This is a genomic window from Mesorhizobium sp. L48C026A00 (genome assembly GCF_000502375.1).
Lineage (GTDB): Bacteria > Pseudomonadota > Alphaproteobacteria > Rhizobiales > Rhizobiaceae > Mesorhizobium > Mesorhizobium muleiense.
The window spans coordinates 277,533-302,500 of sequence record NZ_AYWU01000002.1; the positions used below are offsets into that span (position 1 = coordinate 277,533).

A 24,968-nucleotide genomic window follows, 5' to 3' on the forward strand; every position below is an offset into this window, starting at 1 on the left:
CTGTTTTCCTTGCCCACGATTTTCGTCGGCACATCGTACACACTTTCCAGTCGAAACGAAACGGTCCGTTTCGTGCAACTGAGCGTTTCGTTTCGATGAGAAAGGGGAACGTGCTCAACCACCAAACGCCCTTGCGCCGGCGCCCGCTATCGGGCAAACCGGCGCTCTCTTGCGTTTCTCCCGCCCGAGGTCCTCATGTCAGCCACGATTTCGCCGCTTGCGCCGAAGAAATATCCCAAAATGCCTGACATCGAGGGCGTCCGCATCGCCACAGCCGAGGCCGGGATAAAGTACAAGAACCGCACCGACCTGCTGACCATGGTCTTCGATGCCGGCACCACGGTCGCCGGCGTGTTCACCAAGTCGAAATGCCCGTCGGCGCCGGTCGATTTCTGCCGGCAGAATCTTAGCGCCGGCAAGGCGCGCGTCCTGGTCGTCAATTCCGGCAATGCCAATGCCTTCACCGGCAGCAAGGGCCGAGCCTCCACGGCAATGACCGGCGAGGCTGCGGCCAAGGCTGCGGGCTGCACGCCGGACGAGGTGTTTCTGGCCTCGACCGGCGTCATCGGCGAGCCGCTCGATGCCGGCAAGTTCGGCCATTTGCTCGCCGGACTGGTCAAGGACGGCAGGCCGGACCTGTGGACCGAAGCCGCCAAGGCGATCATGACCACCGACACCTATCCGAAACTGGCGACCGCGACGGTAAAACTCGGCGACGCCGACGTCACCATCAACGGCATTGCCAAGGGCGCCGGCATGATCGCGCCCGACATGGCGACGATGCTCTCCTTCATCGCTACCGACGCGCCGATCGCAGCCCCCGTGCTGCAGGATCTTTTGTCGCGCGGCACCGCCAAGACCTTCAATGCGGTCACCGTCGACAGCGACACCTCGACCAGCGACACACTGCTGATGTTCGCCACCGGCACGGCCGCCCGGCGCGGCGCGCCTGATATCACGAATGCCGGCGATGCGCGCCTCGGCGCCTTCCGCCGCGCGCTCGGCAAGGTGCTGAAAGCGCTGGCACTGCAAGTGGTGCGCGACGGCGAGGGCGCGCGAAAACAGGTCGAGGTCACCGTCACCGGCGCGAAATCGGCCCGCTCGGCCAAGCGCATCGCGCTGTCGATCGCCAATTCGCCGCTGGTCAAGACGGCGGTCGCCGGCGAAGACGCCAATTGGGGCCGCGTCGTCATGGCCGTCGGCAAGGCCGGCGAACCGGCCGACCGCGACCTGCTGTCGATCTGGTTCGGCGACATCAGGCTGGCGCATCAGGGCGAGCGCGACGCCGCCTACTCCGAGGAGGCGACGTCGGCCTACATGAAGCGCGACGAGATCCGCATCCGTGCCGATATCGGCATCGGCCGCGGCAAGGCGACGGTGTGGACTTGCGACCTCACCAAGGAGTATGTCGCCATCAACGGCGATTATCGGAGTTGATGGCGTTGGTTTCCAGACATCCGGCAAGCGTGCTTGCCATCGTGCGCCGCTACGAGGCGGCCGGCTTTCGCGCCTGGCCGGCGGCGGCCGTGCATTATGACGGCACCTGGGTGGTGCGGCTGACGGCGGGCCATCCGGCCAAGCGGCTGAATTCCGTCAACCCGCTCGATCCGGGCGACATCCAGCACATTGCCGATCGCATCGGCCGCGCCAGCCGCCGTTTCGACGCCTATGGCCGGCCGCTGACCTTCCGCATATCGCCGCTGTCGGGGCCGATCCTTGCCAAACATCTCGACAGCGAGGGCTGGAGCACATTCGACGAATCGCTGGTGATGCGGCTGCCGCTGGCGGACGCCCAGCTCGATGCCGCCATGGACCAGATCCCGCTGAAGGACATCAGCCGCTTCATCGGCGCGGCGCTCAAGGTAAGCGGCTCGGATGTGTCTCTGCGGCCGGGCCTGTCGGAGATCATCGGCGCCATCCAGCCGGAAGCCGGGCTGTTCGCGCTCGAAGACGGCACCGAACCGCTGGCGACGCTGATCTGCGTCCATGACGGCGATCTTGCCGGGCTGTTCGAGATCGCCACCGACAAATCGGTGCGCAACCAGGGCCATGGCCGCCACCTCATCCTGTCAGCGCTGAAATGGGCACGGCTGCGCGGCGCCCGGGAAGCCTGGCTGCAGGTCGAGGCCGACAACGCGCCGGCGCTGGCGCTTTATCGTTCGCTCGGGTTCGACGAAGTCTATCGTTACCATTATCGCCGGCCGCCCGGCGCATGACCGGCCCGCACCCTGTCGGCAAGCGCCTGCTCCTGGTCGCAGCCTGCGCGCTGGTCGATACCGACGGCCGCGTGCTTCTGGCGCAGCGCCCCGAAGGCAAGCAACTGGCCGGCCTGTGGGAGTTTCCGGGCGGCAAGGTCGAGCCCGGCGAGACGCCGGAAGAATGCCTCATCCGCGAATTGTACGAGGAGATCGGCATCGAAACCGATATTCCCTGCCTGGCGCCGTTCACCTTCGCCAGCCATTCCTACGATGATTTTCACCTGCTGATGCCGCTGTTCGTCTGCCGTCGCTTCCGCGGCATCGCACAGCCGAAGGAGGGGCAGGTGCTGAAATGGGTGCGGCCGCGCCAGATGCGCGATTTTCCGATGCCGCCGGCCGACGCGCCGCTGATCCAGTTCCTCATCGATCTTCTGTGATTTTGCCCTCCGAGACATAGACAACGTTAATGGAAGATTTATCTGGCCGTGAAAAAATGACGGCAGAAATCGAAGGAAGGTCGTGTCCAGGCCTTCGCCGGAGGGCGGTTGCATGAGCCTCGACAGGGACTGGGATTCGATCCGACCCGACCGCAGCTTTAGGGCTGCCGGCATGGGAATATTGCGGATCACGCTTTTGTTCGGCTCGGCCGCGGTGGCGCTGGCCCTGATCGCCACGCCCTTGCTCGACAACCGGACGCGATCAGCCCGCGACGATTTTGCCGGCGGCCTCGACAGGATGAGCACAGGGTCGGTTGAAAGCACGGGTTCGATTGGAAGCACGGGCTCGACCGGCCGTCGTGATACCTACACGCTGCGCAGGAGCGTGCTGCAGCCGCTGCCCACTTCGATCTGCGTGATACGCGACAATGGCCAGCGCAGCGGCGACTGCTGACACCGGCCAAAGCGGGTGCTTTCATCGCCTGTTAAGCCTGTGTCATTAACCTTTCTTAACAGGTCCGCGCTAGGGTTCCGGCAAGCGGGATCGACGGCCATGAAAACATTGCTGCAACGATTTTGGGAAGACAAGACCGGCGCGACGGCTGTCGAGTATGGGCTGATCGTGGCCGTGCTGTCGCTTACCATCGTAGGCGGCGTCGGCAAGGTCGCCGACGCAATCACGTGGCTGTTCAGCGACAATGCCAGCAAGCTTGTGAAGGCTTTCGCGCAGTAACCGACCAGCCGCGTCCATAATAAACCGGTCAGCGCCGGCCGGGATTTTCCAGGATTGTCTTCAGCGACAGTTTTGCCGAGCCCGGCTTCAGCGGTTTTTGCTGCGAGGCGTCGGGCGCCCAGCCTGACATCCAGACGATCGGAAAACTCGCCCTGACGCGGCCATCGGCATCCGAAAATCGTTCGGCATAGATTTCGGCGGCGCGGGCAAACAGCTTTCGTGTGGCCGGTCGCCTGCTGCGGTCGATGAGCGCGCTGGTCTCGCCCATCGCCCGCAGGTCCGCCATCAGGCCGAACAGGGAATCGTAGCGCACCGTCACCGTCTCGACGTCGGCGACGGGCAAGGCCAGACCGGCGCGTTGCAAAAGCGCGCCGGCGTCGCGCACGTCGGTGAACGGGATGACGCGCGGGCTGGCGCCGCCGTAAAACTCGGTCTCGGCGGCGAGCAGGCATTCGCGCAGCTCGGAAAGCGTGCCGGCGCCGGCAAAAGCGCCAAGGAAAAGACCGTCCGGCTTCAGTGCGCGGCGGATCTGCACCAGCATGCCGGGAATGTCGTTCATTGCCTGAAGCGACAAAAGCGACACCGCGAGGTCGAGGCTTTCCGGCTCGAATGGCACGGTCTCCAACGGCGCCACCAGTCCCGCGGCATCGCCCCCCGCTCCATCGCCCCCCGCCCCGTCGCCCAGGAAAGCCGCATCCGCCTCGACGCGCACGATGTCCGCCACCTTGCCGCTTGTCGCGAGCACGTCGACTGCCGCCGGCGTCTGGCAAAACAGGACGGCCGCCCTGTCGAATTTGCGTTCCACTGCGCCCAGCCGGTCGGCGAGTTCCTCGGCCGCCCGCCGCATCAGGAAATCCGCGCCGGCAGCCGGGCTGGCGAGGGCCCGGCGCTTGTGCGCCAGCCAGAGAGAAGTATCGACTATAGGTTGCAACTGACAGTTCCTGGTTTCCGCACTCTGATATAGGGTGGCGGAGAAAGAACCACGTGGCCGATCCAATGCCGGATATCAAGAGTGTCGCTCGAAAGGCGTTGGACTGGCCGGCGCGCATCCTGTTTCCGCCGGTTTGCGCCGGTTGCCGACGGCATGTCTCGCAGCCCGGCGTGCTGTGCGGCGCCTGCTGGCCGAAACTCAGGCTTCTGGAGCGGCCATGGTGCCCGGTGATGGGCACGCCGTTCACCCACCACATGGGCGAGGGGTTCCTGTCGGCCGAGGCGATCGCCGACCCGCCGCCCTTCGAGCGGGCACGGGCCGCGGTCGCTTACTCAGGTGTCGCCCGCCAGATGGTGCAAGGGCTGAAATACCAGGATCGCACCGATCTGGCGCCGTGGATGGCGCGCTGGATGCTGCGCGCCGGTGCCGAACTGATCGCGGAAGCCGATGTGGTCGTGCCGGTGCCGCTGCACTGGCGGCGCTTTTTCAGGCGTCAGTTCAACCAGTCGGCGGAACTGGCAAGGGCGGTATCGCAGCTTGGCGGGCTGCCTTTTGCGCCCTCCGCGGTCAGGCGCGTCAAACTCACCCGCCAGCAGGTCGGGCTGGAGCGGCGGGAACGCGAGGAGAATGTGCGTGCCGCCTTCAGAGTGCCGGAGGAGGCCGAGATCGAGATCGCCGGCCGCCGGGTGCTCCTGATCGACGATGTCTATACCACCGGCGCCACTGTCCGCGCGGTCGCCAAGGCGCTGAAGAAGGGCGGTGCCGGGACCGTCGACGTGCTGACCTTTGCGCGCGTGCTGCCGGGGGACTTTCGGGCCGACGAGTCCGCGACTATATAGATTGGGAAAAGGCAGGATTGCTGACCGATGGTCGACGTGACGATCTATACACGGATGATGTGCGGCTATTGCGTGGCGGCCAAGCGGCTGCTCGAGCGCAAGGGTGTCGCCTACACCGAGCATGACGCCTCCTTCTCGCCGGAACTGCGCCGGGAAATGATTTCCCGCGCGAATGGCCGCTCGACCTTTCCGCAGATATTCATCGGCGACACGCATGTCGGCGGCTCCGACGATCTCCACGAACTGGAGGCGGAGGGCCGGCTTGACCGTCTGCTCGCCAATGGCTCGACGAATTGAGGACATGACGATGGGTGCTTTCAAGGCGGCGGCGATCCAGATGCGTTCGGGTACCAGCCCCGAGCGCAACGCGGTCGATCTGGAGCGGCTGGTGCGCGAGGCCGCGGGCCAGGGTGCGACCTATATCCAGTCACCGGAAATGACCGGTGCGCTGATCCGCGACAGCCAGGCGCGGGCCGCCGCCTTCACGTCCGAGGACAAGGACATCATCGTTTCGACCGCGCGAAAGCTGGCGAAAGACCTTGGCGTCTTCCTGCATATCGGCTCGACCGCCATCCTGCGCGCTGACGGCAAGCTCGCCAACCGCGCGCTTCTGTTCGGGCCGGATGGCGCCACCATTGCCACCTACGACAAGATCCACATGTTCGACGTCGATCTCGACAATGGCGAGAGTTGGCGCGAATCCGCCGCCTACGAGCCCGGCACCGAGGCCGTCGTCACCGAGATCAGCGGCGCCGGGATCGATGGGGCGAAGCTGGGTTTCGCCGTCTGCTACGATTTGCGCTTTCCGCAGCTGTTCCGCGCCGAGGCGCTGGCCGGCGCCGACCTGCTGTCGGTGCCCGCCGCCTTCACCCGTCTGACCGGCGAGGCGCACTGGCACGTGCTGCTGCGGGCGCGCGCCATCGAGAACGGCGCCTATGTCGTTGCCGCGGCGCAAGGCGGCCTGCACGAGGACGGCCGCGAGACCTATGGCCATTCGCTAATCGTCGATCCGTGGGGCCGCATCGTCGCCGAGGCGTCACATGACGAACTGGCGGTGATCATCGCCGAGATCGACCCGGCGCAGTCGGCCGCCGCCCGCAAGAAGATCCCGAATCTGAAAAATTCACGCGACTTCGCCGTGAACGCCACTCCGGTCGAGGCGCAAAGTCTCAGGGGTGCGGCGTCTTGATTCGCTTTTCACTGATCTGTGACCACGAGCATGAATTCGAAGGCTGGTTTCGCAGCAACGACGATTTCGACACCCAGAAGAAGCTTGGCTTCGTCGATTGCCCGACCTGCGGCTCGCACAAGGTCGAGAAGGCGTTGATGGCGCCGGCCGTCTCCACCGGGCGCAGCCGAGAAAAGATCGCGCTCGCCATGGGCGAGGCCCAGAAGCAGGCGTTGGCACATTTGAAGGCGATGGCCGAGAAGGTGCGCGAGAACGCCGACTATGTCGGCGACAAGTTTGCCGAGGAGGCGCGCAAGATCCATTTCGGCGAGAGCGATCCGCGCGGCATCTATGGCGAGGCGACGCTGGAGGAGGCCAAGAGCCTGGCCGAGGACGGCGTCGAATTCATGCCGGTGCCGGCATTCCCGGAGGATCGTAACTGATAGACTGGTGTGACGGTTGGTACCGGGACGGCATTCCGCTTCGACCCGTTGCGGTCCTTGGACCATGTCGCAAAACGGATTATGCGAATGTTGCAAAAATCTGGCGCGAAACTGTCGCTTTAATCGGGGTTTTCGCGACAGTCGCAAAATCCGCATAGCTGCCGTTCTGTCGCAGAACTCCTAAAACCGATGTCAGCCCACGAGCGGATAAGGGTTGCATCCAATACGGGAATCCCGTATAGTCGAGCTTCATGACGGGAGACAGGTTCGACCCCGACAAGGATGCGGTCAACCGCGAAAAGCACAAGCTGCCGCTGGCCTTTGGCGATCGGATTTTTGCGGACGACAACCACCTGATTATCCCCTCGATCCGCGAGATCGACGGCGAGGAACGGTTCAAGGCGGTCGGTTTCGTCGGGGAGAAGCTGTTCACCGGCGTTTTCGTCTGGCGGGGCGACTTGCCTCGCTTCATCTCGGTGAGAAGGAGCAACAAGGGTGAAGAAAGAGCACATCACGCTGCCTGCTGACCCGACCGACGCCGAAGATTTCGACGTGATGGCCGAAGCACTGGACCGGGGCCAGCGCGCCCGCCTGATCCGCAGGACGAGGACTGGGCTTGGCCTGTCGCAAGCCGAGTTCGCCAGCCGCTTCCGGGTCCCGGTCGGCACGCTGCGCGACTGGGAGCAGGCGCGGGCGACCGCGCCGGATTTCGCCATCGCCTATGTGCGGGTGATCGGCCAGCATCCGGACATGGTGGCAAAGGCTGTCGCATAGTTGGCGTTGCCCGTATGCGACTTCGCCGTGAACGCCACTTCGGTCGAGGCGCAAAGTCTCAGGGGTGCGGCGTCTTGATTCGCTTTCATCGAGCCCTCCAGCCGCCAATCTCAAACGTTGCGATTTGCCACGAAACGGAATTACCCAGCCACCTTTAGGGGAGCACGCAAGTCTTTCCTGGATCGCAGGGTGGCGCGCTTTCCGTTCAAGTTCTTCAAGCTCCGATCGGCACCGCGTTTTAGAGGAAGTTCGATCGAGGCGGCGTCAATGGCATCGGGCGCTGCGATGTGAAGAACCGTCTGCCCCGCCTTGTCCTATGCGTTGATATCGATGCCCTGCGGCAACAGGAGGTCGAGGATCGCGACCTCCTGCGGAAACGTCGCACGGATCGGCACCAACCGCCTGATCTTCACCCCCGCCTGACGCTCCCTATCAACTTCTCAAGCAGGCCAGCGAGTGTGTCCTGTTCGGCGCGCGTCAGGCCGGAAAGTATCTCGTGTTCGTTGGCGACGTGAGCGGCGACCGCCTCATCGACCAATGCGAGACCTTTCTCGGTCAGTTGCACGACAACCCCGCGCCGGTCGTTGGGATGCGGTCCACGCATGATCAATCCGGATTTCTCAAGCCGGTCGAGCCGGTTGGTCATGGCGCCCGACGTCACCATCGTCGCCTCATAGAGGGCGGTTGGCGTCAGCGCGTAAGGTGATCCGGAACGGCGCAGCGTCGCCAAAACGTCGAATTCCCCGGATTGCAGTCCGAAACGGGCAAACAGCGGAGCGAGGCGTTCTCGCGCTATCAGCGACGAGGCTTCGTTCAACCGTCCGAGCACGGCCATCGGCGAGACATCCAGGTCCGGCCGTTGTCTTTTCCACTGCTCGATCGCTTTCGCGGCGCGATCCATCTATCTCACCGTTAAATATCTTGACGTTAAGAATCTTTGTATTATCTTAGCTTGAGTCACAGTGCTGGCCAAGGGCCCGCAAAAGACGAGAGGCGCAAGGACAATAAGGTTCGTTATGAAATTTCTCTGGGATTCAGCGCTCGGTCTTTTGCTCGTCACCGGCGGCCTGCTCGGCCTGACGCTGCCGTTCGGCAAGATCGCTACGGCGGCCGGTGTTTCGGCCATGGTCTGGGCCCTCGTCATCTCGCTCGGCGCCGGCGGCGTGCTTTTGTGCGCCTTGCTGCTGCGCGGACAACGCATCCGGCTCACCCCGCACAGACTGCGTTATTTCTTCGTCACCGCGGCGGTGTCCTATGCCCTCCCCAATCTCTTGATGTTCTCGACCATTCCGCATCTCGGCGCCGGCTACACCGGTATCGTTCACGCTGTCGCCGGTGGTTACACTGGTGTTTTCGATCCTGCTCGGCGTCCGGCGTCCCAATCTGCTTGGTATCGTCGGCATTGCCGTCGGCTTCGTTGGTGCTGTCATGGTGGCGGTGACGCGCGGCGAGGCTGGCCAGCCGGCCGAATTTTTCTGGGTGGCGGCGGGGCTGCTCATTCCGGTCAGCCTTGCCGCCGGCAATATCTACCGCACGGTCGACTGGCCGCTAGGGACCGGACCGATCGAGCTTGCCGTCGGCAGCCATCTGGCATCGGCCGCGCTGCTTCTTTGCGGCATCTTCACGCTGCAGGGCGGCGGTTCGCTCGCCCTGCTCGCCGGCGTGCCGCTGGTCGTCGTCGGGCAGGTCGCATCAGCCGCGGCGATGTTCGCTTGCTTCTTCCGGCTGCAGGCGGTCGGCGGCCCGGTCTATCTCAGCCAGATCGGCTATGTCGCGGCGGCGGTCGGATTGTTTGCCGGGACGATGTTTCTCGGCGAGCACTATCAATTGCTGACCTGGGCCGGCGCTGCCATCATTGTCGCCGGCGTGTTCATCACCACCAAGGCGCAAAGCCAGATCGCCCCGAAGACGCAAAGTCAGACGGGTGAGAAGGTGGCGGCGTGAGAAGGCGTCGTGAGAAAGTTCAGGCGGGTGCCTTCTCTGCCAGAACCATGTAGTTGACGTCCATGTCCTTCGAACGCTGCCAGCGGTCGGCGAGCGGATTGTAGGTGACGCCGGTGCGGTCGATGATGGTCAGGCCAGCGCCGGCAAGCGCCTTTTCCAACTCGTCTGGCCGCACCAGCTTGCCGAACCGGTGGGTGCCGCGCGGCAACCAGCGCAGCACATATTCGGCGCCGATAATGGCCAGACCGAGCGCCTTCAGCGTGCGGTTGATGGTGGCGACGACCATGATGCCGCCGGGCTTGAGCATCTCGCCGCATTTGGCCACGAACAGGTCGATGTCGGCAACATGCTCGACCACTTCCATGTTGAGGATGACGTCGAATTTCTCACCGGCGTCAGCCAGCTCCTCTGCTGTCGTGGCACGGTAATCCACCGTCACGCCGACCTCCGCCGCATGCAGCCTGGCCACTTCGATGTTGGTGGCGGATGCGTCGGCGCCGACCACTTCGGCGCCAAGCCGCGCCATCGGCTCGCACAACAGCCCGCCGCCGCAGCCGATGTCGAGGATGCGCAGGCCCTCGAACGGCCGCGCCGCGCGCGGGTCGCGGCCGAAGCGCGCCGCCACCTGGTCGCGTATATAGGCAAGCCGGATCGGATTGAACTTGTGCAGCGGGCGGAATTTGCCGTTCGGATTCCACCATTCGGCGGCAAGAGCGGAAAAACGCTCCACTTCTCCGGCATCGATCGTCGATCGTCGGGGTTCTGGCATCGTGTGGTCTCCCGCAGACTCAAAAATTCAGAGCGCGATCGGGCGCAAAACCGGATACCACTTTTGCTGATCGCGCTCTGGTGCGCTAGGAAGTCGGTCGAGAGCCGGCGAATGTCAAGGCAGCAAATTTCGGCTGTTGCCGGCTGCGCCTCTGCGACAGGCGTTCGGGTAGGCGCGTTGCGCTCGTATGTCGCCTTCGTCGCCTAAGGGGGCAAGCAGGGGGGGCAAGCGGTGGCACGCCTTGCGAAACCCAAAGCATTTGGCTAAGGAGGCCGCGAATTCAGCGGCTGGCCCAGCCCGACGCTCCGTTTCCGTTTTTCGGCCGCCGTTTCGGCACCCAGTCAAAGGCATTTCGCTTCCATGGCGCGCATCGTGATGAAATTCGGCGGGACCTCCGTCGCCGACATCGTCCGCATCCGCAATGTGGCGCGCCATGTCAAACGCGAGGTCGATGCCGGCCATGAGGTCGCGGTGGTCGTCTCGGCGATGGCCGGCAAGACCAACGAGCTCGTGCAGTGGACGCGCGAAGCCTCGCCGATGCACGATGCCCGCGAATATGACGCCGTCGTTGCCTCCGGCGAGCAGGTGACCGCCGGCCTGCTGGCGATCGCGCTGCAGAACATGGGCGTCCATGCCCGTTCCTGGCAAGGCTGGCAGATCCCGATCAAGACCGACAATGCGCATGGCGCGGCGCGCATTCTCGACATCGACGGCGCGTTCCTGATCAAGCGCTTCGGCGAGGGCCAGGTGGCGGTGGTCGCCGGCTTCCAGGGCATCGGGCCGGACAACCGCATCGCGACGCTCGGCCGCGGCGGTTCCGACACCAGTGCTGTCGCCATCGCGGCGGCGGTCAAGGCAGACCGCTGCGACATCTACACCGACGTCGACGGGGTCTACACCACCGACCCGCGCATCGAGCCGAAGGCGCGGCGGCTGGCCAAGATTTCCTTCGAGGAAATGCTTGAAATGGCCTCGCTCGGCGCCAAGGTCCTGCAGGTACGCTCGGTCGAACTTGCCATGGTGCACAGGGTGCGTACTTTCGTGCGGTCGTCCTTCGACGATCCCGACGCGCCGGGAATGGGGGATTTGCTCAATCCGCCCGGAACGCTTATTTGCGACGAGGAAGAGATCGTGGAACAGCAGGTCGTCACCGGAATTGCCTACGCCAAGGACGAAGCGCAGATTTCGTTGCGCCGTGTCGGTGACCGGCCTGGCGTCGCCGCCGGCATTTTCGGGCCGCTGGCCGAAGCCAACATCAATGTCGACATGATCGTCCAGAACATTTCCGAGGACGGCAAGTTCACCGACATGACCTTCACCGTGCCGTCCGGCGATGTCGACAAGGCGCTTGCCGTGCTCGAGCGGCTGAAGACCACGATCGGCTATGACGTCGTGCAGTCGGAAGCCGGCATGTCGAAAGTCTCCGTCATCGGCATCGGCATGAGGAGCCATGCCGGCGTCGCCGCCACCGCCTTCAAGGCGCTGGCCGACAAATCGATCAACATCCGTGCGATCACGACATCCGAGATCAAGATTTCGATCCTGATCGACGGTCCCTACACAGAACTTGCTGTTCGCACTTTGCATTCCATCTACGGTCTGGATAAGCAGTAGCAGACTGCTCGGTCCGGAAATCGGAGGTCGATCTTCGGAAAGCACGATGCAGCAGTTCGAAGTCTTGGAGCGTCCTTTGTGGGTCCAATTGGACCGACGCCGCTCTATTTGAGTTGTTGCGTGAGCGCCGGCCGCGGGAGAAACTGCGGCGGGCATAATGTCCATTGGAGAACAAGCCGCGATGCGTGATACGGCCAGTGGCCCGCGCGTTTTGCTGAAACGGCTCCGCGAGCTCATGCAGGAGCCGCTGGAGCCGCAGGAGCGGCTCGACCGCATCGTGCGCGACATCGCCGCCAATATGGTCGCTGAAGTGTGCTCGCTCTACGTGCTGCGCGCCGATTCGGTGCTCGAACTCTATGCCACCGAGGGCCTGAATCCGAAGGCCGTCCATTTGGCGCAGCTTAGGCTGGGGGAAGGCCTCGTCGGCACGATCGCGGCCTCGGCACGGCCGCTCAATCTCTCCAACGCGCAGGAACATCCAGCCTTCGCCTACCTGCCGGAGACGGGGGAGGAGATCTACAATTCCTTCCTCGGCGTGCCGGTGCTCAGGGCGGGGCGCACGCTCGGTGTGCTGGTCGTCCAGAACAAGACCATGCGCCACTATCGCGACGACGAAGTCGAGGCGCTGGAAACGACGGCGATGGTGATCGCCGAGATGATCGCCACCGGCGACCTTGCCCGGCTGACCCGGCCCGGCCTCGAACTCGATCTGCGCCGCCCGGTGAGCTTTACCGGCCTGTCCTTCAACGAGGGCGTCGGACTTGGCCATGTCGTGCTGCATGAGCCGCGCATCGTCGTCACCAATCTGTTCAACGAGGACAGCGATGAGGAGATCAAGCGGCTCGATGCGTCGCTCGGTTCGCTCCGGCTCTCCATCGACGACATGCTGGAACGCCGCGAAGTCGCCTTCGAGGGCGAGCACCGCCAGGTGCTCGAAGCCTATCGCATGTTCGCCAACGACAGCGGCTGGGTGCGCCGGTTGGAAGAGGCGGTACGCAACGGCCTGACGGCGGAAGCGGCGGTGGAAAAAGTGCAGAGCGACATGCGTGCCCGCATGCTGCACATGACCGATCCTTATCTGCGCGAGCGGATGAGCGATTTCGACGATCTCGCCAACCGGCTGCTGCGCCAGCTGATGGGGCGCGGGCCGGACGATGTCGCGGTCTCGCTGCCGAAGGACGCCATCATCGTCGCCCGCTCGATGGGGGCCGCCGAACTGCTCGATTATCCCAGAGACAAGCTGCGCGGGCTGGTGCTGGAGGACGGCGCAGCGACCAGCCACGTCGTTATCGTGGCGCGGGCCATGGGCATACCGGTTGCGGGCCAGATGAAGGGCGCCGTTTCCATGGCGGAAAACGGCGACGCCATCATTGTCGACGGCGAAGAAGGCGCCATCCACCTGCGCCCCCAGCCGGACCTCGAAGCCGCCTATGCCGAAAAGGTCCGCTTCCGGGCGCGGCGGCAGGAGGTCTATCGCGAGCTGCGCAAGAAGCCGTCGATGACCAAGGACGGCGTCCAGGTCGACCTTTTGATGAATGCGGGCCTGGCCGTCGATCTGCCGCAGCTTGCCGAGGCCGGCGCCGCCGGTATCGGCCTGTTCCGCACCGAGCTGCAGTTCATGGTCGCCTCGACCTTTCCGCGGGCGGAAGCCCAGGAACGGCTCTACCGTGACGTGCTCGACGCGGCGCGCGGCAAGCCGGTGACATTCCGCACCATCGATATCGGCGGCGACAAGGTGCTGCCCTACTTCAAGGACACGATCCAGGAAGAGAACCCGGCGCTCGGCTGGCGCGCCATCCGCCTGACGCTCGACCGGCCGGGCCTGTTGCGTACCCAGATCCGAGCGCTTTTGAAGGCATGCGGCGGGCGTGAACTGAAGCTGATGCTGCCGATGGTGACGGAGCTCGGCGAGATCGCCCAGGCGCGCGAAATCATCGATCGCGAAGTGCGGCATCTGTCGCGTTTTGCCCATCATCTGCCGACCAGCCTGAAGCTCGGGGCCATGCTGGAAGTGCCTTCGCTGCTGTTCCAGCTCGATGAGCTGATGAAGGCCGTCGATTTCGTCTCGGTCGGCTCGAACGATCTGTTCCAGTTCGTCATGGCGGTCGATCGCGGCAACACGCAGCTCGCCGACCGCTTCGATGTGCTGTCGACGCCGTTCCTGCGCGCGCTGAAGCAGATTGCCGACGCCGGGGTGCGCAATCAAACCCCGGTGACCTTGTGCGGCGAGCTGGCCGGCAAGCCGATCTCGGCGATGGCGCTGATCGGCCTTGGCTACCGATCGATCTCGATGTCGCCGGCCTCGATCGGTCCGGTCAAGGCGATGCTGACGGAACTGCCGCTGGCCGAGCTGGAAGCGTTCTTCGACGACAATCTCATGGCGCCGGCCCAGGGGTTGCCGATGCGGGCGCTGCTGCAGGCCTTTGCCGACGACCGCTCCATTCCGCTATAGACTTTCGCCATGATCAACCTGCCCCGCGACCGCATGGATCAAGTCGTCAAGCGTTTCGACATGCTCGAAGCGCAAATGTCGGCCGGGCCGGCGGCGGACGCCTATGTCAAGATGGCGTCGGAATATGCCGACATGCAGGAGATGGTGGCTAAGATCAGGGCGCTGCGCACCGCCGAGCATGAACAGGCCGACCTGCAGGCGATGCTCGCCGACAAAAGCACCGATGCCGAAATGCGGGCACTGGCCGAGGCCGATCTGCCGGAGGTCAAGGAACGCATCGAAGCGCTGCAGAAGGACATCCAGATCCTGCTTCTGCCCAAGGATGCCGCCGACGACAAGAATGCCATCCTCGAAATCCGCGCCGGCACCGGCGGCGACGAGGCGGCTCTCTTTGCCGGCGACCTGTTTCGCATGTACGAACGCTATGCCGCGGCACGCGGCTGGCGTTTCGAGACGGCGTCGGCCAGCGAGGGCGAGGTCGGCGGCTACAAGGAAATCATCGCCACGATTTCGGGCAAGGGGGTCTTTGCCCATCTGAAATTCGAGTCCGGCGTGCATCGTGTGCAGCGCGTGCCGGCGACCGAGGCCGGCGGGCGCATCCACACCTCGGCGGCGACGGTTGCCGTGCTGCCCGAAGCGGAAGAGGTCGACATCGACATCAGGGCCGAAGACATCCGCATCGATACGATGCGCGCCTCGGGTTCGGGCGGCCAGCACGTCAATACCACCGATTCGGCAGTGCGCATCACCCATCTGCCGACCGGCATCATGGTCGTACAGGCGGAGAAGTCGCAGCACCAGAACCGGGCCAAAGCCATGCAGATCCTGCGCGCCAGGCTTTACGACCTCGAGCGCAGCAAGGCTGACGAGGAACGCTCCGAATCGCGCAAATCTCAGGTCGGTTCGGGCGATCGCTCGGAGCGCATCCGCACCTATAATTTCCCGCAGGGCCGCGTCACCGACCATCGCATCAATCTGACGCTCTATAAGCTCGACCGGGTGATGATGGGCGAACTCGACGAGATCATCGACGCGCTGATCGCCGATCACCAGTCGATGCTGCTCGCCGATATTGGCCTCGATGGCTGACAGTCTGCCCGGTAGGCCGGTGTGGCTTTGAATTCGAAATTCGTATCACGTTGGGGCAGCGCAATGACGAATTTCGGATTCAAAATCACACCAGCAGGTTGCTGGTATCTAGGTGGTGGATTTGAGGTCCCTGGACGCTGATGCCAACAAATAGCAGGAACCTCAAATCCACCACACTAGGGCTGCTGCTGAAAGCGGCGCGGGCACGCCTTGCTGCGGCCGCAGTCGCCGATCCGGCGCTGGATGCGAGGCTGATCGTCGAACATTTTTCCGGTACGACCCGCACACAAGCCATCGCCGATCCCGAATGCAGTGTCGATGCCGGCGCGATTGCCGCGATCGATGCAGCCTTGAGGCGGCGGGTTGCCGGTGAGCCGGTGCATCGCATCCTCGGCCATCGCGAGTTCTATGGCTTGCGCCTGTCGCTGTCACCGGAAACGCTGGAGCCGCGACCGGACACCGAAACGCTGGTCGAAGCGGTGCTGCCCTTCGTGAAGGCGACAGCGGGACGGCAAGGCGAGTGCCGCATCCTCGATCTCGGCACCGGCACCGGCGCCATCGCGCTGGCGCTGCTCGGCGCCGTTCCGGCGGCGGTCGCCACCGGTGTCGATATTTCGCAAGGCGCGCTGGTGACCGCCATGCGCAATGCCGGGGAATTGGGGTTGGCCGATCGGTTCCAGGTGCTCAAATCCGACTGGTTCGAAAAAGTTTTTGGCCGATACCATGTAATTGCCGCCAACCCGCCCTATATAGCGTCCATAGACATCGAAAATCTGCAGGGCGAAGTCCGCGATTTCGATCCACGCCAAGCCCTCGATGGCGGCGTGGACGGTCTGAGTCCCTACAGGATCATCGCCGCCGAGGCGGCAGGTTTTTTGGAAGCCGAGGGCAGGATTGCGGTCGAGATCGGCCACAGCCAACGTAAAGAGGTCACGGGCATATTCTCCGCAGCCGGCTATATGCCGGCGGGGGTATTCCGCGACTTTGGCGGAAACGAGAGGGTTCTGATCTTTGAACTGACAAAGCCGTGATGCAGTGCAAAAAAAGCGCTTGGCAATGCCGGGGAATGCGGCTAGGGTCGCCTTAACCGGATGAGACGAAGCAGGCAGTGCTCTTAGCGATTCGGTTTCCTTGGAAATAGCTGCCTTCTTGCGCAAACGACGCCCAAGCTTCGTGCGGGAATCGTCCGGCAAGTGATGTAACCGGAACAGGATGACACGTGGCGCCAACGCAATCAATGCGGGCGAACGCCGGTGAAGAGACGAAACGGCTGGCTGCATGAGCGCCTCCGTTCGTGAAAAAGTTTTCGAAAATTTCAAAATGAAGAGAGTCGAATGAGGCCACAACAGCAGAACAGGCGCATGCGCGGTCGCAACAACAATGGCGGCGGCAACAACAATAACAACAACCGCAAGGGTCCAAATCCCCTGACGCGCAATTACGAGAGCAACGGTCCGGACGTGAAGATCCGCGGATCGGCTCAGCAGATCGCCGAAAAATACGCAACCCTTGCCCGTGACGCGCAAAGCTCCGGCGACCGGGTGATGGCGGAAAACTATCTCCAGCACGCCGAGCACTACAATCGCATCATCGCTGCCGCGCAGGCGCAGCTGCCGATCCAGAGCGCTCAGCAGAACCGCGACGATTTCGACGATGACGGCGACGAAGATCGCGACGAGTTCGACAATGCCGGCAACAGCAATGTCGGCGAGACTGCGGCTCCGGTGGTCAACCACGGTGCAGGCCCGCAGCCGGTCATCGACGGCACGCCGGCCGAATTGACGTTCAACCAGGAAAACGGCCGCGACAATCGTGATGCCAGTGGGCGTGATGCCAGTGGGCGCGATGCCGGCGGGCGAGACAACCGCCATCGCGACCGTCGCCCCAATGGCGGCTACGGCCAGAACGGCCAGCGCGGCGAATTTGGTGCGCGCGGCGAGCAGGGCGGACAGCGTGGCGATCAGAACCGGCGCAACGAGAGACCGGTTCAGAACGAAACCCCCGTGCAGGCGGAAGCTGTGTCTCCGAACGAGCCTGTTTCTGTGGCCGAACCCGCGCCGCAGTTCGAAAGCTTTTCGCCTGCGGCTCTGGCTGCCCAGGCCGAGATGAACGAAGCCGCCGCCGAAAGCGGCGCTGCCCGCCGCCCCAGGCGTCCGCGCCGTCCGCGCGTCAATGCTGATCAGGTGGATGGCGGTAACGACAATGCTGGCGGCGATAACGTGAATGCTGCTCCGGCGGAAGACGCCGGTGGCGAGCCCACCATCGTCGACGTCAACAACTGATCGAGCAAGGCCCAGACATTCCTGGACGGCGGAGAGAAATCTCCGCCGTTTTTGTATGTGCGCCCCCCGGGAAATGTTATGAGTCCGCCGTTATCGGGACGTCTTGAGGGTCCGTGGATTGCGCCCCATATCTCGCGTGAACAGGACCCGGCTCGAACGGGCGGGTCCGTCACCGCAATCTGATCCGGTGCCGCAAAGCGGGCCGGTGACGGAAGGAGACAGATATGAACCTTGAAAAATATTCCGAGCGCGTGCGCGGCTTCATCCAGTCGGCGCAGACTCTGGCGCTCTCGCGCAACCACCAGCAATTCACCCCCGAACATATATTGAAAGTGCTCGTCGACGACGACGAGGGCCTGGCAGCGTCGTTGATCGAGCGCGCCGGCGGCAGCGTCCGCGACGTCAAGCTGGGCGTCGAGACGGCACTTGAGGCGATGCCCAAGGTGGAAGGCGGCAACGGCCAGCTCTATCTGGCGCAACCGCTGGCCAAGGTGTTCTCGACCGCCGAGGAACTGGCAAAGAAGGCCGGCGACAGCTTCGTCACGGTCGAGCGGCTGCTGACGGCGCTGGCGGTCGAGAAATCCGCCAAGACCGCCGACATCCTGACCAAGGCCGGCGTGACGCCACAGGCGCTGAACCAGGTGATCAACGACGTCCGCAAGGGTCGCACGGCCGATTCGGCGAGCGCCGAGCAGGGCTATGATGCGCTTAAGAAGTACGCGCGCGATCTCACCGCCGACGGTCGCGCCGGCAAGCTCGACCCGGTCATCGGCCGCGACGACGAGATCCGCCGCACCATCCAGGTGCTGTCGCGCCGCACCAAGAACAATCCGGTGCTGATCGGTGAACCCGGCGTCGGCAAGACGGCGATCGCCGAAGGGCTGGCGTTGCGGATCGTCAATGGCGACGTGCCGGAATCGCTCAAGGACAAGCAGTTGATGGCGCTCGATATGGGATCGCTGATCGCCGGCGCCAAATATCGCGGCGAATTCGAGGAGCGGCTGAAGGCGGTTCTTTCGGAAGTCACCGCTGCGGCCGGCGGCATCATCCTGTTCATCGATGAGATGCACACGCTGGTCGGCGCCGGCAAGGCGGATGGCGCCATGGATGCGTCGAACCTGTTGAAACCGGCGTTGGCACGCGGCGAACTCCACTGCGTCGGGGCCACGACGCTCAACGAATACCGCAAGCATGTCGAGAAGGATGCCGCCCTTGCCCGCCGCTTCCAGCCGGTGTTCGTCAATGAGCCGACGGTGGAAGACACGGTCTCCATCCTGCGCGGCCTGAAGGAGAAATACGAGCAGCACCACAAGGTGCGCATTTCGGATTCGGCGCTGGTCGCGGCAGCGTCGCTGTCCAACCGCTACATCGCCGACCGCTTCCTTCCGGACAAGGCGATCGACCTTGTCGACGAGGCCGCGTCGCGGCTGCGGATGCAGGTCGATTCGAAGCCCGAAGCGCTGGACGAGATCGACCGCCGCATCATGCAGCTCAAGATCGAGCGTGAGGCGCTGAAGGTCGAGAAGGACGACGCGTCGAAGGACCGGCTCGCCCGGCTCGAAAAGGATCTTTCCGCCCTGGAAGAGGAATCGACCGAACTGACCTCGAAGTGGCAGGCCGAGAAGCAGAAGCTCGGGCTCGCAGCCGACCTGAAGAAACAGCTCGACGAGGCGCGCAACGAGCTCGCCATCGCCCAGCGCAAAGGTGAATTCCAGCGCGCCGGCGAGCTTGCCTATGGCAAGATTCCGGAGCTCGAAAAGAAGCTGACACAGGCCGAGGCGCAAGACGGCAAGGTCGGCATGGTCGAAGAGGTGGTCACCCCCGATCACGTCGCCCACATCGTGTCGCGCTGGACCGGCATTCCGGTCGACAAGATGCTGCAAGGCGAGCGTGACAAGCTGCTGCGCATGGAAGACGAAATCGGCAAGCGTGTCGTCGGCCAGGGCGAGGCGGTGCAGGCTGTGTCGAAAGCCGTTCGCCGTGCCCGCGCCGGCCTGCAGGATCCGAACCGGCCGATCGGTTCGTTCATGTTCCTCGGACCGACGGGCGTCGGCAAGACCGAACTGACCAAGGCGCTTGCCAGCTTCCTGTTCGACGACGAGAGCGCCATGGTGCGCATCGACATGTCGGAGTTCATGGAGAAGCACTCGGTCGCCCGGCTGATCGGCGCGCCTCCCGGCTATGTCGGCTATGAGGAGGGCGGCGCGCTGACTGAAGCGGTGCGGCGCCGCCCCTACCAGGTCGTGCTGTTCGACGAGATCGAGAAAGCGCATCCGGACGTGTTCAACGTGCTGCTGCAGGTGCTCGATGACGGCCGCCTGACCGACGGTCAGGGCCGCACGGTCGATTTCCGCAACACGCTGATCATCATGACGTCGAACCTCGGCGCCGAATATCTGGTCAGTCTCGGCGAGAGCCAGGACGTCGATGTCGTCCGCGACGAGGTGATGGGAGTCGTCAGGGCGTCGTTCCGGCCGGAGTTCCTCAACCGCGTCGACGAGGTGATCCTGTTCCACCGGCTGCGCCGCCAGGATATGGGCCGCATCGTCGAGATCCAGCTCAAGCGGCTGGAAAGCCTGCTCGTCGATCGCAAGATCACGCTTTCGCTGGATCAGGAGGCGATCGATTGGCTGGCCGCCAAGGGCTACGATCCGGCCTATGGCGCGCGACCGTTGAAGCGGGTGATGCAGAAGGAACTGCAGGATCCGCTGGCGGAGAAGATCCTGCTCGGCGACATCCTCGACAGTTCGACCGTCAAGGTCACCGCTGGTTCCGACCGGTTGAACTTCCGGTCGAAGCCGACGATCGTAGCGACCGAGGCGGCGGCCTGATTTTCGAGGCCGCCGCATAATCAAAAAATTAAACGGGGGCGCAGATGACGTTGGACGACTACAACAGCTTCTGCGCCTCGCTGCCGTCGGCGACCCATGTCGTCCAGTGGGGCGGTGCTCATGTCTGGAAAGTCGGAGCCAAGGTCTTTGCGATCGGCGGTTGGAGCGATGGCAAGGAGCCGTTCGTCACCTTCAAATGCTCCGACATCGCTTATGACATCTTGAAGGAACAGCCGGGCCTTCGGCCCGCGCCCTATCTGCCTCACGCGGCATGAAATGGATCCAGCGCCAGACAAGCCAAAGCATGGACGATGACGCGCTAAAAGACTATCTGCGCGAAAGCCACCGCCTTGTCGTGCTCAAGCTGACGAAGCAGGCGCGCAAGGAATTGGGATTCGCCGCCAGCTAGTGTTCTTGCTCCAGGCCGCCAGAAATCCGCCATCTTCATGCCCGGTTCATGTTGGAACCTTATGGTTGGCAACTGATTTGCTGGCGAAGGGTTCGCCTGCCGCAAAGGCCCGAAAATCGAATTGGATTTTCGGAAAGCATGATGCGGAGTTTTTTAAGTGTTAGAGCGTCCCTGCGCGTCCGAAGGGACGCGCGGCGCTCTAAAGAGACAACGCCGGGCGGCGGCAATTACGGACCGGAGAATTTGGCCAGCATGTTCCGCACGATCTTCACCCTTTCGGCGTTCGCCGCCGGGCTGCTTTCTTCGAGTGTAATGGCCGCGCCGACGCAGGACATCGCGCCGCGATCTGCCCGCGCCGCGGATGCCCGAGCCGCGGATAGCCATGCTGTGCTGGTCGCCCAGAACGGCGATTTCGACGTCTACTACGACGCCAGAGGAAACCGCGTCATCGTCGATACGGAAACCGGCAAGGTGCTCGCCATCCAGCCGCCGCAGACCAGGTTCGATCGCCGCGCACTCCGCCGCGAGGGCTTGCGCAATCTCGGACCGGTCGAGGACGACCGCTATTATCTCGACGATCCGGAGGACACGGCGCGCTTGCGCCGCAGGCAATTGGAAGAGGAGGGCCTGATCGTCGTACCGCCGGTCGAGGAATATGATCTCTACGGCGATCCGGTGGACGCTTTTCCCGAAGCACCGCTGGATGGCGGCAACTATGGCAACAATTATCCGGAAGCGCCGCAGCCGGTAAGGCCGCGCACCGTCAAGCGCCAGCCGCTCAACGAGGCTGCGATCGGACCGGTCGAACCGACGGCGCCGGGCGACCAGGCGGCACTGCCGCCAAAGATCGACGGGAAGATTGTCGTCGATCCGTCGCTTTCACTCGGTGCACGCCAGGAGGTCGCGGCGCTGCAAGTGCTGCTCGACCGCGCCGGCGCTTCGCCCGGCGTCGTCGACGGACGCTTCGGCTCGAATGTCGACAAGGCGCTCGCCGCCTACAACGAGATCACCGGCAGCAATCTGCGGTCGACCGATGTGGTCGGCATCCAGGCGGCGCTTGAGCAGTCCGGCGGCGATGCCTTCGCCTCCTACAGCATCACGCCCGAGGATGCTGCCGGCCCCTATGTCGCATCGGTGCCGGAGGACTACGGCCAGAAGGCGCAACTCGAACGGCTGAGCTATACCTCAGTCACCGAAGCGCTGGCCGAGCGGTTCCACATGGACGAGAACTATCTGAAGGCGCTCAATCCGGAAGCCAATTTCAACCGTCCCGGCACGATCATCAAGGTCGCCAATTTCGGCAGGCTGGTGGCCACGCCGGTGGCACGCATCATCGCCGACAAGGGCAAAAAGCAGGCCCGCGCCTATGACGCGTCGGGCAAGCTGATCGCGGCCTATCCAGCCACCATCGGCTCGGCTGACACGCCTTCACCCACCGGCACGCATGCGGTGTCGCGGGTCGCTCTCGACCCGAACTACACCTACAATCCGAACATCAATTTCAAGCAGGGCGAAAACAACAAGATCCTGACCATCCCGCCGGGCCCGAACGGCCCCGTCGGCTCGGTCTGGATTGCGCTGGACAAGCCGACCTACGGCATTCACGGCACACCCGACCCCTCCAAGATCGGCAAGACCGAAAGTCATGGCTGCGTGCGGCTGACCAATTGGGACGCGCGCGAACTGGCAAAAATCGTGTCGCCGGGCGTCACGGTGGAATTCATCGACTGAGGCCTATCCCAAATCATCGCGCAGTCCTGGGTCAACCCGGGAGCAGGCTCTTTGGGCGACGTGATCCTGTTCTGGTTTCAACGACAGCAACCCTCTGGCCGGTTGTTGCCGGCGCATAGGAGGTCTAAGCAGGCTTCATGCGTTCTCCAAGCGAAGTGGGCGCCGAAGCCGTCCCCCTGGTCAGGCCGCTGCCGGCCGATACGTTCTGCCCGCAATCGCGCCGCAGGTTCGTGCTGATCGCGGCGATCCTGGCTTCTGCGCTTGGCTTCATCGACGGCTCGATCCTGGCCATCGCCACGCCGGCGATCCGCGTCGATCTTGGCGCCAGTTTCGCCGAGGCACAGTGGATTTCAAACGCCTATGCGCTGACGCTTTCGGCACTCATCCTTGTTGGCGGCGCCGCCGGCGACCGTTTTGGCCTGCGGCATGCTTTCGTGGCAGGCATCGCGCTGTTCATTGCCGCCTCGCTTGCCTGCGCGGTGGCGCCGAATCCACCAATGCTCATTGCGTTTCGCGCCATTCAGGGCATCGGTGCTGCCATCATGGTGCCAGGCAGCCTCGCCATTATCGCCAAGGCCTATCCGAAGAAGGAGCGCGGCAGGGCGATCGGCATCTGGGCGGCAGCCTCGGCGCTGACGACGGCGCTTGGCCCGGTGCTGGGCGGCGTTGTCTTGTCGGCCTTCGGCGACGGCATCTGGCGGGTGATCTTCGCGGTCAATCTGCCGCTTGGTCTTGTCTCGATCTATCTTCTGCTCGCCAAGGTCCCGGCCGACGCACCGACCGAAAAGCGCAGCCTCGATCTCGGCGGGGCTGCACTCGCCACCTTGGCGTTCGGAGCGCTTGCCTACGGCTTGACTTCGATGAGCGCAGAGGGCGAGGGGCAAATGTCCGGCCCGAGCATTGCCGCCGGCGCGGTGCTGCTCATCGTGTTCATTGTCTTCGAGCGCCGCCAGCGCGAACCGATGATCGATCTCTCGCTGTTTCGGGTCGGCGCCTTCGCCGGCGCCAATGTGGCGACCTTCTTCCTCTATTTCGCACTGTCGGCCAACCTGTTCTATCTGCCGATGCTGCTCATCGCCGGATGGGGGCTGAGCGCCGCCGAGGTCGGCTTCATCTTCCTGCCGCTGTCGGTCTTGATCGCGCTGTTGTCGGGGCCGGTCGGCCAGTGGTCCGACCGGATCGGTCCGCGTTTTCCGATCGCCAGCGGCAGTCTCGTCGTCGCTGTCGCCTTTGCCGGGCTTGCCTTGCTGGCCTATGCCGGCATCCACAGTTTTTGGTGGGGCGTGTTTCCGCTGATGGCGCTGATGGGGCTCGGCATGGCGCTGGTGGTGTCGCCGCTGTCGACGGCGGTGATGACGGCGGTCGAGGACAAGGATACCGGTGCTGCCTCGGGAATCAACAATGCCGTCTCGCGCATTGGCGGCCTGATCGCAGTGGCGGCGATGGGGTCACTGGCGGCCTGGGTCTATGCAGCCGTGCTGAACAGCGGTGCCGCATCCGGCATTCCGGGTTTCGGCGAACCGGCGCCGGATGTCGATGCAGCAAGGCTTGCCGCCAGCGACGCAGCGTTCGCAGCAGTCGCCTTGGTGACCGCGCTGCTTTGCCTGCTCTCGGCGATCGTGGCGTGGACAACTGTTTCCGGCGAGCGACTGCCATGGCCGCGTGGATCCGAGGCTCCGCAGCGCTGAGCAGCCAGGCCCAACTCGGCTCAGCCTTCGATCTTGGCGCTCGCGACCTTCAGCGAATCATTGTCTTCCTGCTTGAGCAGATCATCGATGCGCCCGCGCTCGCGCTTGAAGGCAACGAGGTCGTCGCCCTTCAGCACCTTGCCGACCGGCAGGCGAACGCGCATCGGGTCGACCTTGGTGCCGTTGACGATCAGCTCGTAGTGGAGATGCGGACCGGTGGCGAGGCCGGTCTGGCCGAGAAAGCCGATGGTCTGGCCTTGGCGGACGCGCACGCCCGGCGCGATGCCTTTGGCAAATGCGCTCTGGTGATTGTAGGAGGTCTCGTAGCCATTGGCGTGACGGAGGATGATCTGTTTGCCATAGCCGCCGGCCCAGCCGGCCTTCTCGACGACACCGTTGCCGGCGGCGATGATCGGCGTGCCGATGGCGGCTGACCAATCGACGCCGGTATGCAAGCGCACATAGCCGAGGATCGGATGCCTGCGGGCACCGAAGCCGGAGCGGAATTTTCCTGCGGGCAGGGGATTGCGCAGCAGGAATTGCTGGGCGCTGCGGCCGTCCTCGTCGAAATAGTCGGTGCTGCCGTCCTGCATCTGGAACCGGTAGAAATTACGCGTCGTGCCGCCGAAGCTCGCC

23 protein-coding genes and 2 pseudogenes (1 of these 25 only partly in view) are annotated in these 24,968 nt (G+C 63.9%); 21 read left to right on the plus strand and 4 right to left on the minus strand.

Translation table 11 applies throughout. The features are described 5' to 3' along the window. The first annotated feature begins 195 nt into the window (after positions 1-195). The 5 genes from argJ to X738_RS48445 all read left to right on the plus strand — a co-directional run bounded on the left by argJ (position 196) and on the right by X738_RS48445 (position 3,368). A complete protein-coding gene (gene argJ, locus X738_RS48425; protein WP_023797286.1) occupies positions 196-1,437 on the plus strand; it encodes a bifunctional glutamate N-acetyltransferase/amino-acid acetyltransferase ArgJ in 1,242 nt (413 codons plus the stop codon). Continuing rightward, entirely contained in the window at positions 1,437-2,216 is a 780-nt protein-coding gene (locus tag X738_RS48430; RefSeq protein ID WP_031254151.1) for a GNAT family N-acetyltransferase, read from the plus strand. Before argJ ends, X738_RS48430 begins: the two co-directional genes overlap by 1 nt. Next, positions 2,213-2,635, plus strand: coding sequence for a (deoxy)nucleoside triphosphate pyrophosphohydrolase (locus X738_RS48435; RefSeq protein ID WP_023797288.1), 423 nt, complete (start codon positions 2,213-2,215; stop codon positions 2,633-2,635). Before X738_RS48430 ends, X738_RS48435 begins: the two co-directional genes overlap by 4 nt. Before the next feature lie 112 nt (positions 2,636-2,747). Further along, a complete protein-coding gene (locus X738_RS48440; RefSeq protein ID WP_023797289.1) occupies positions 2,748-3,089 on the plus strand; it encodes a hypothetical protein in 342 nt (113 codons plus the stop codon). 99 nt (positions 3,090-3,188) lie between these two features. Then, positions 3,189-3,368 (plus strand): Flp family type IVb pilin, encoded by a 180-nt coding sequence (locus X738_RS48445; RefSeq protein WP_023797290.1) that lies wholly within the window; start codon positions 3,189-3,191, stop codon positions 3,366-3,368. A 28-nt stretch (positions 3,369-3,396) separates the two neighbouring features. On the opposite strand, the gene X738_RS48450 is transcribed toward X738_RS48445, so the two are convergent. Then, the gene (locus X738_RS48450; protein WP_023797291.1) at positions 3,397-4,299 is read right to left on the minus strand and encodes a methyltransferase domain-containing protein; all 903 of its coding nucleotides are present in this window, start codon (positions 4,297-4,299) and stop codon (positions 3,397-3,399) included. A 53-nt stretch (positions 4,300-4,352) separates the two neighbouring features. On the opposite strand from X738_RS48450, the gene X738_RS48455 reads away from it, so the two are divergent. From X738_RS48455 to X738_RS48480, 6 genes are all read left to right on the plus strand, one after another. Further along, positions 4,353-5,138 (plus strand): ComF family protein, encoded by a 786-nt coding sequence (locus X738_RS48455; RefSeq protein ID WP_023797292.1) that lies wholly within the window; start codon positions 4,353-4,355, stop codon positions 5,136-5,138. Between the two features lie 27 nt (positions 5,139-5,165). Further along, positions 5,166-5,435: a glutaredoxin 3 gene (gene grxC, locus X738_RS48460; protein ID WP_023797293.1), complete on the plus strand. Its 270-nt coding sequence runs from the start codon at positions 5,166-5,168 to the stop codon at positions 5,433-5,435. A 10-nt stretch (positions 5,436-5,445) separates the two neighbouring features. Next, positions 5,446-6,327: a carbon-nitrogen hydrolase family protein gene (locus tag X738_RS48465; protein WP_023797294.1), complete on the plus strand. Its 882-nt coding sequence runs from the start codon at positions 5,446-5,448 to the stop codon at positions 6,325-6,327. Continuing rightward, positions 6,324-6,749, plus strand: a complete 426-nt coding sequence (locus tag X738_RS48470) for a DUF1178 family protein (protein WP_023797295.1) — start codon at positions 6,324-6,326, stop codon at positions 6,747-6,749. The genes X738_RS48465 and X738_RS48470 overlap by 4 nt, the downstream gene beginning before the upstream one ends. Positions 6,750-7,000: 251 nt before the next feature. Further along, the gene (locus X738_RS48475) at positions 7,001-7,276 is read left to right on the plus strand and encodes a BrnT family toxin (protein WP_023797296.1); all 276 of its coding nucleotides are present in this window, start codon (positions 7,001-7,003) and stop codon (positions 7,274-7,276) included. Continuing rightward, a complete protein-coding gene (locus X738_RS48480) occupies positions 7,245-7,523 on the plus strand; it encodes a helix-turn-helix domain-containing protein (protein WP_023797297.1) in 279 nt (92 codons plus the stop codon). The genes X738_RS48475 and X738_RS48480 overlap by 32 nt, the downstream gene beginning before the upstream one ends. A 409-nt stretch (positions 7,524-7,932) precedes the next feature. Here the strand turns inward: X738_RS48480 and X738_RS48485 are convergent, their stop codons facing one another. Continuing rightward, positions 7,933-8,424 (minus strand): MarR family winged helix-turn-helix transcriptional regulator, encoded by a 492-nt coding sequence (locus X738_RS48485; RefSeq protein ID WP_023797299.1) that lies wholly within the window; start codon positions 8,422-8,424, stop codon positions 7,933-7,935. A 115-nt stretch (positions 8,425-8,539) separates the two neighbouring features. Here X738_RS48485 and X738_RS48490 point away from each other — a divergent pair. After that, positions 8,540-9,467, plus strand: a pseudogene (locus X738_RS48490) (DMT family transporter). 19 nt (positions 9,468-9,486) lie between these two features. Here X738_RS48490 and ubiG read toward each other — a convergent pair. Next, a complete protein-coding gene (gene ubiG / locus X738_RS48495; protein WP_023797300.1) occupies positions 9,487-10,236 on the minus strand; it encodes a bifunctional 2-polyprenyl-6-hydroxyphenol methylase/3-demethylubiquinol 3-O-methyltransferase UbiG in 750 nt (249 codons plus the stop codon). Between the two features lie 360 nt (positions 10,237-10,596). Between ubiG and X738_RS48500 the strand changes: the two genes are divergently transcribed. The 9 genes and pseudogenes from X738_RS48500 to X738_RS48540 all read left to right on the plus strand — a co-directional run bounded on the left by X738_RS48500 (position 10,597) and on the right by X738_RS48540 (position 24,332). Continuing rightward, on the plus strand, positions 10,597-11,850 hold the full coding sequence (locus tag X738_RS48500; protein WP_023797301.1) for an aspartate kinase: 1,254 nt from the start codon (positions 10,597-10,599) through the stop codon (positions 11,848-11,850). Between the two features lie 181 nt (positions 11,851-12,031). After that, positions 12,032-14,302, plus strand: coding sequence for a phosphoenolpyruvate--protein phosphotransferase (ptsP, locus tag X738_RS48505; RefSeq protein ID WP_023797302.1), 2,271 nt, complete (start codon positions 12,032-12,034; stop codon positions 14,300-14,302). 9 nt (positions 14,303-14,311) lie between these two features. Next, positions 14,312-15,391, plus strand: a complete 1,080-nt coding sequence (prfA, locus tag X738_RS48510; protein WP_023797303.1) for a peptide chain release factor 1 — start codon at positions 14,312-14,314, stop codon at positions 15,389-15,391. A gap of 140 nt (positions 15,392-15,531) precedes the next feature. Then, on the plus strand, positions 15,532-16,422 hold the full coding sequence (gene prmC / locus X738_RS48515) for a peptide chain release factor N(5)-glutamine methyltransferase (protein WP_023797304.1): 891 nt from the start codon (positions 15,532-15,534) through the stop codon (positions 16,420-16,422). Between the two features lie 303 nt (positions 16,423-16,725). Continuing rightward, a complete protein-coding gene (locus X738_RS48520; protein ID WP_023797305.1) occupies positions 16,726-17,673 on the plus strand; it encodes a DUF4167 domain-containing protein in 948 nt (315 codons plus the stop codon). A gap of 224 nt (positions 17,674-17,897) precedes the next feature. After that, positions 17,898-20,504 (plus strand): ATP-dependent chaperone ClpB, encoded by a 2,607-nt coding sequence (clpB, locus tag X738_RS48525; RefSeq protein WP_023797306.1) that lies wholly within the window; start codon positions 17,898-17,900, stop codon positions 20,502-20,504. A gap of 44 nt (positions 20,505-20,548) precedes the next feature. After that, positions 20,549-20,913: pseudogene (locus tag X738_RS48530) on the plus strand (MmcQ/YjbR family DNA-binding protein). 252 nt (positions 20,914-21,165) lie between these two features. Next, positions 21,166-22,644 (plus strand): L,D-transpeptidase family protein, encoded by a 1,479-nt coding sequence (locus X738_RS48535; RefSeq protein WP_023797307.1) that lies wholly within the window; start codon positions 21,166-21,168, stop codon positions 22,642-22,644. Between the two features lie 137 nt (positions 22,645-22,781). Continuing rightward, positions 22,782-24,332, plus strand: a complete 1,551-nt coding sequence (locus tag X738_RS48540) for an MFS transporter (RefSeq protein ID WP_023797308.1) — start codon at positions 22,782-22,784, stop codon at positions 24,330-24,332. A 20-nt stretch (positions 24,333-24,352) separates the two neighbouring features. On the opposite strand, the gene X738_RS48545 is transcribed toward X738_RS48540, so the two are convergent. Then, positions 24,353-24,968: the 3' end of a M23 family metallopeptidase gene (locus X738_RS48545; RefSeq protein ID WP_023797309.1), read on the minus strand. The gene runs 1,346 nt beyond the window's last position; only the last 616 of its 1,962 coding nucleotides appear in the window; the start codon falls outside the window, past its right edge — the gene reads right to left on this strand; it ends in the stop codon at positions 24,353-24,355.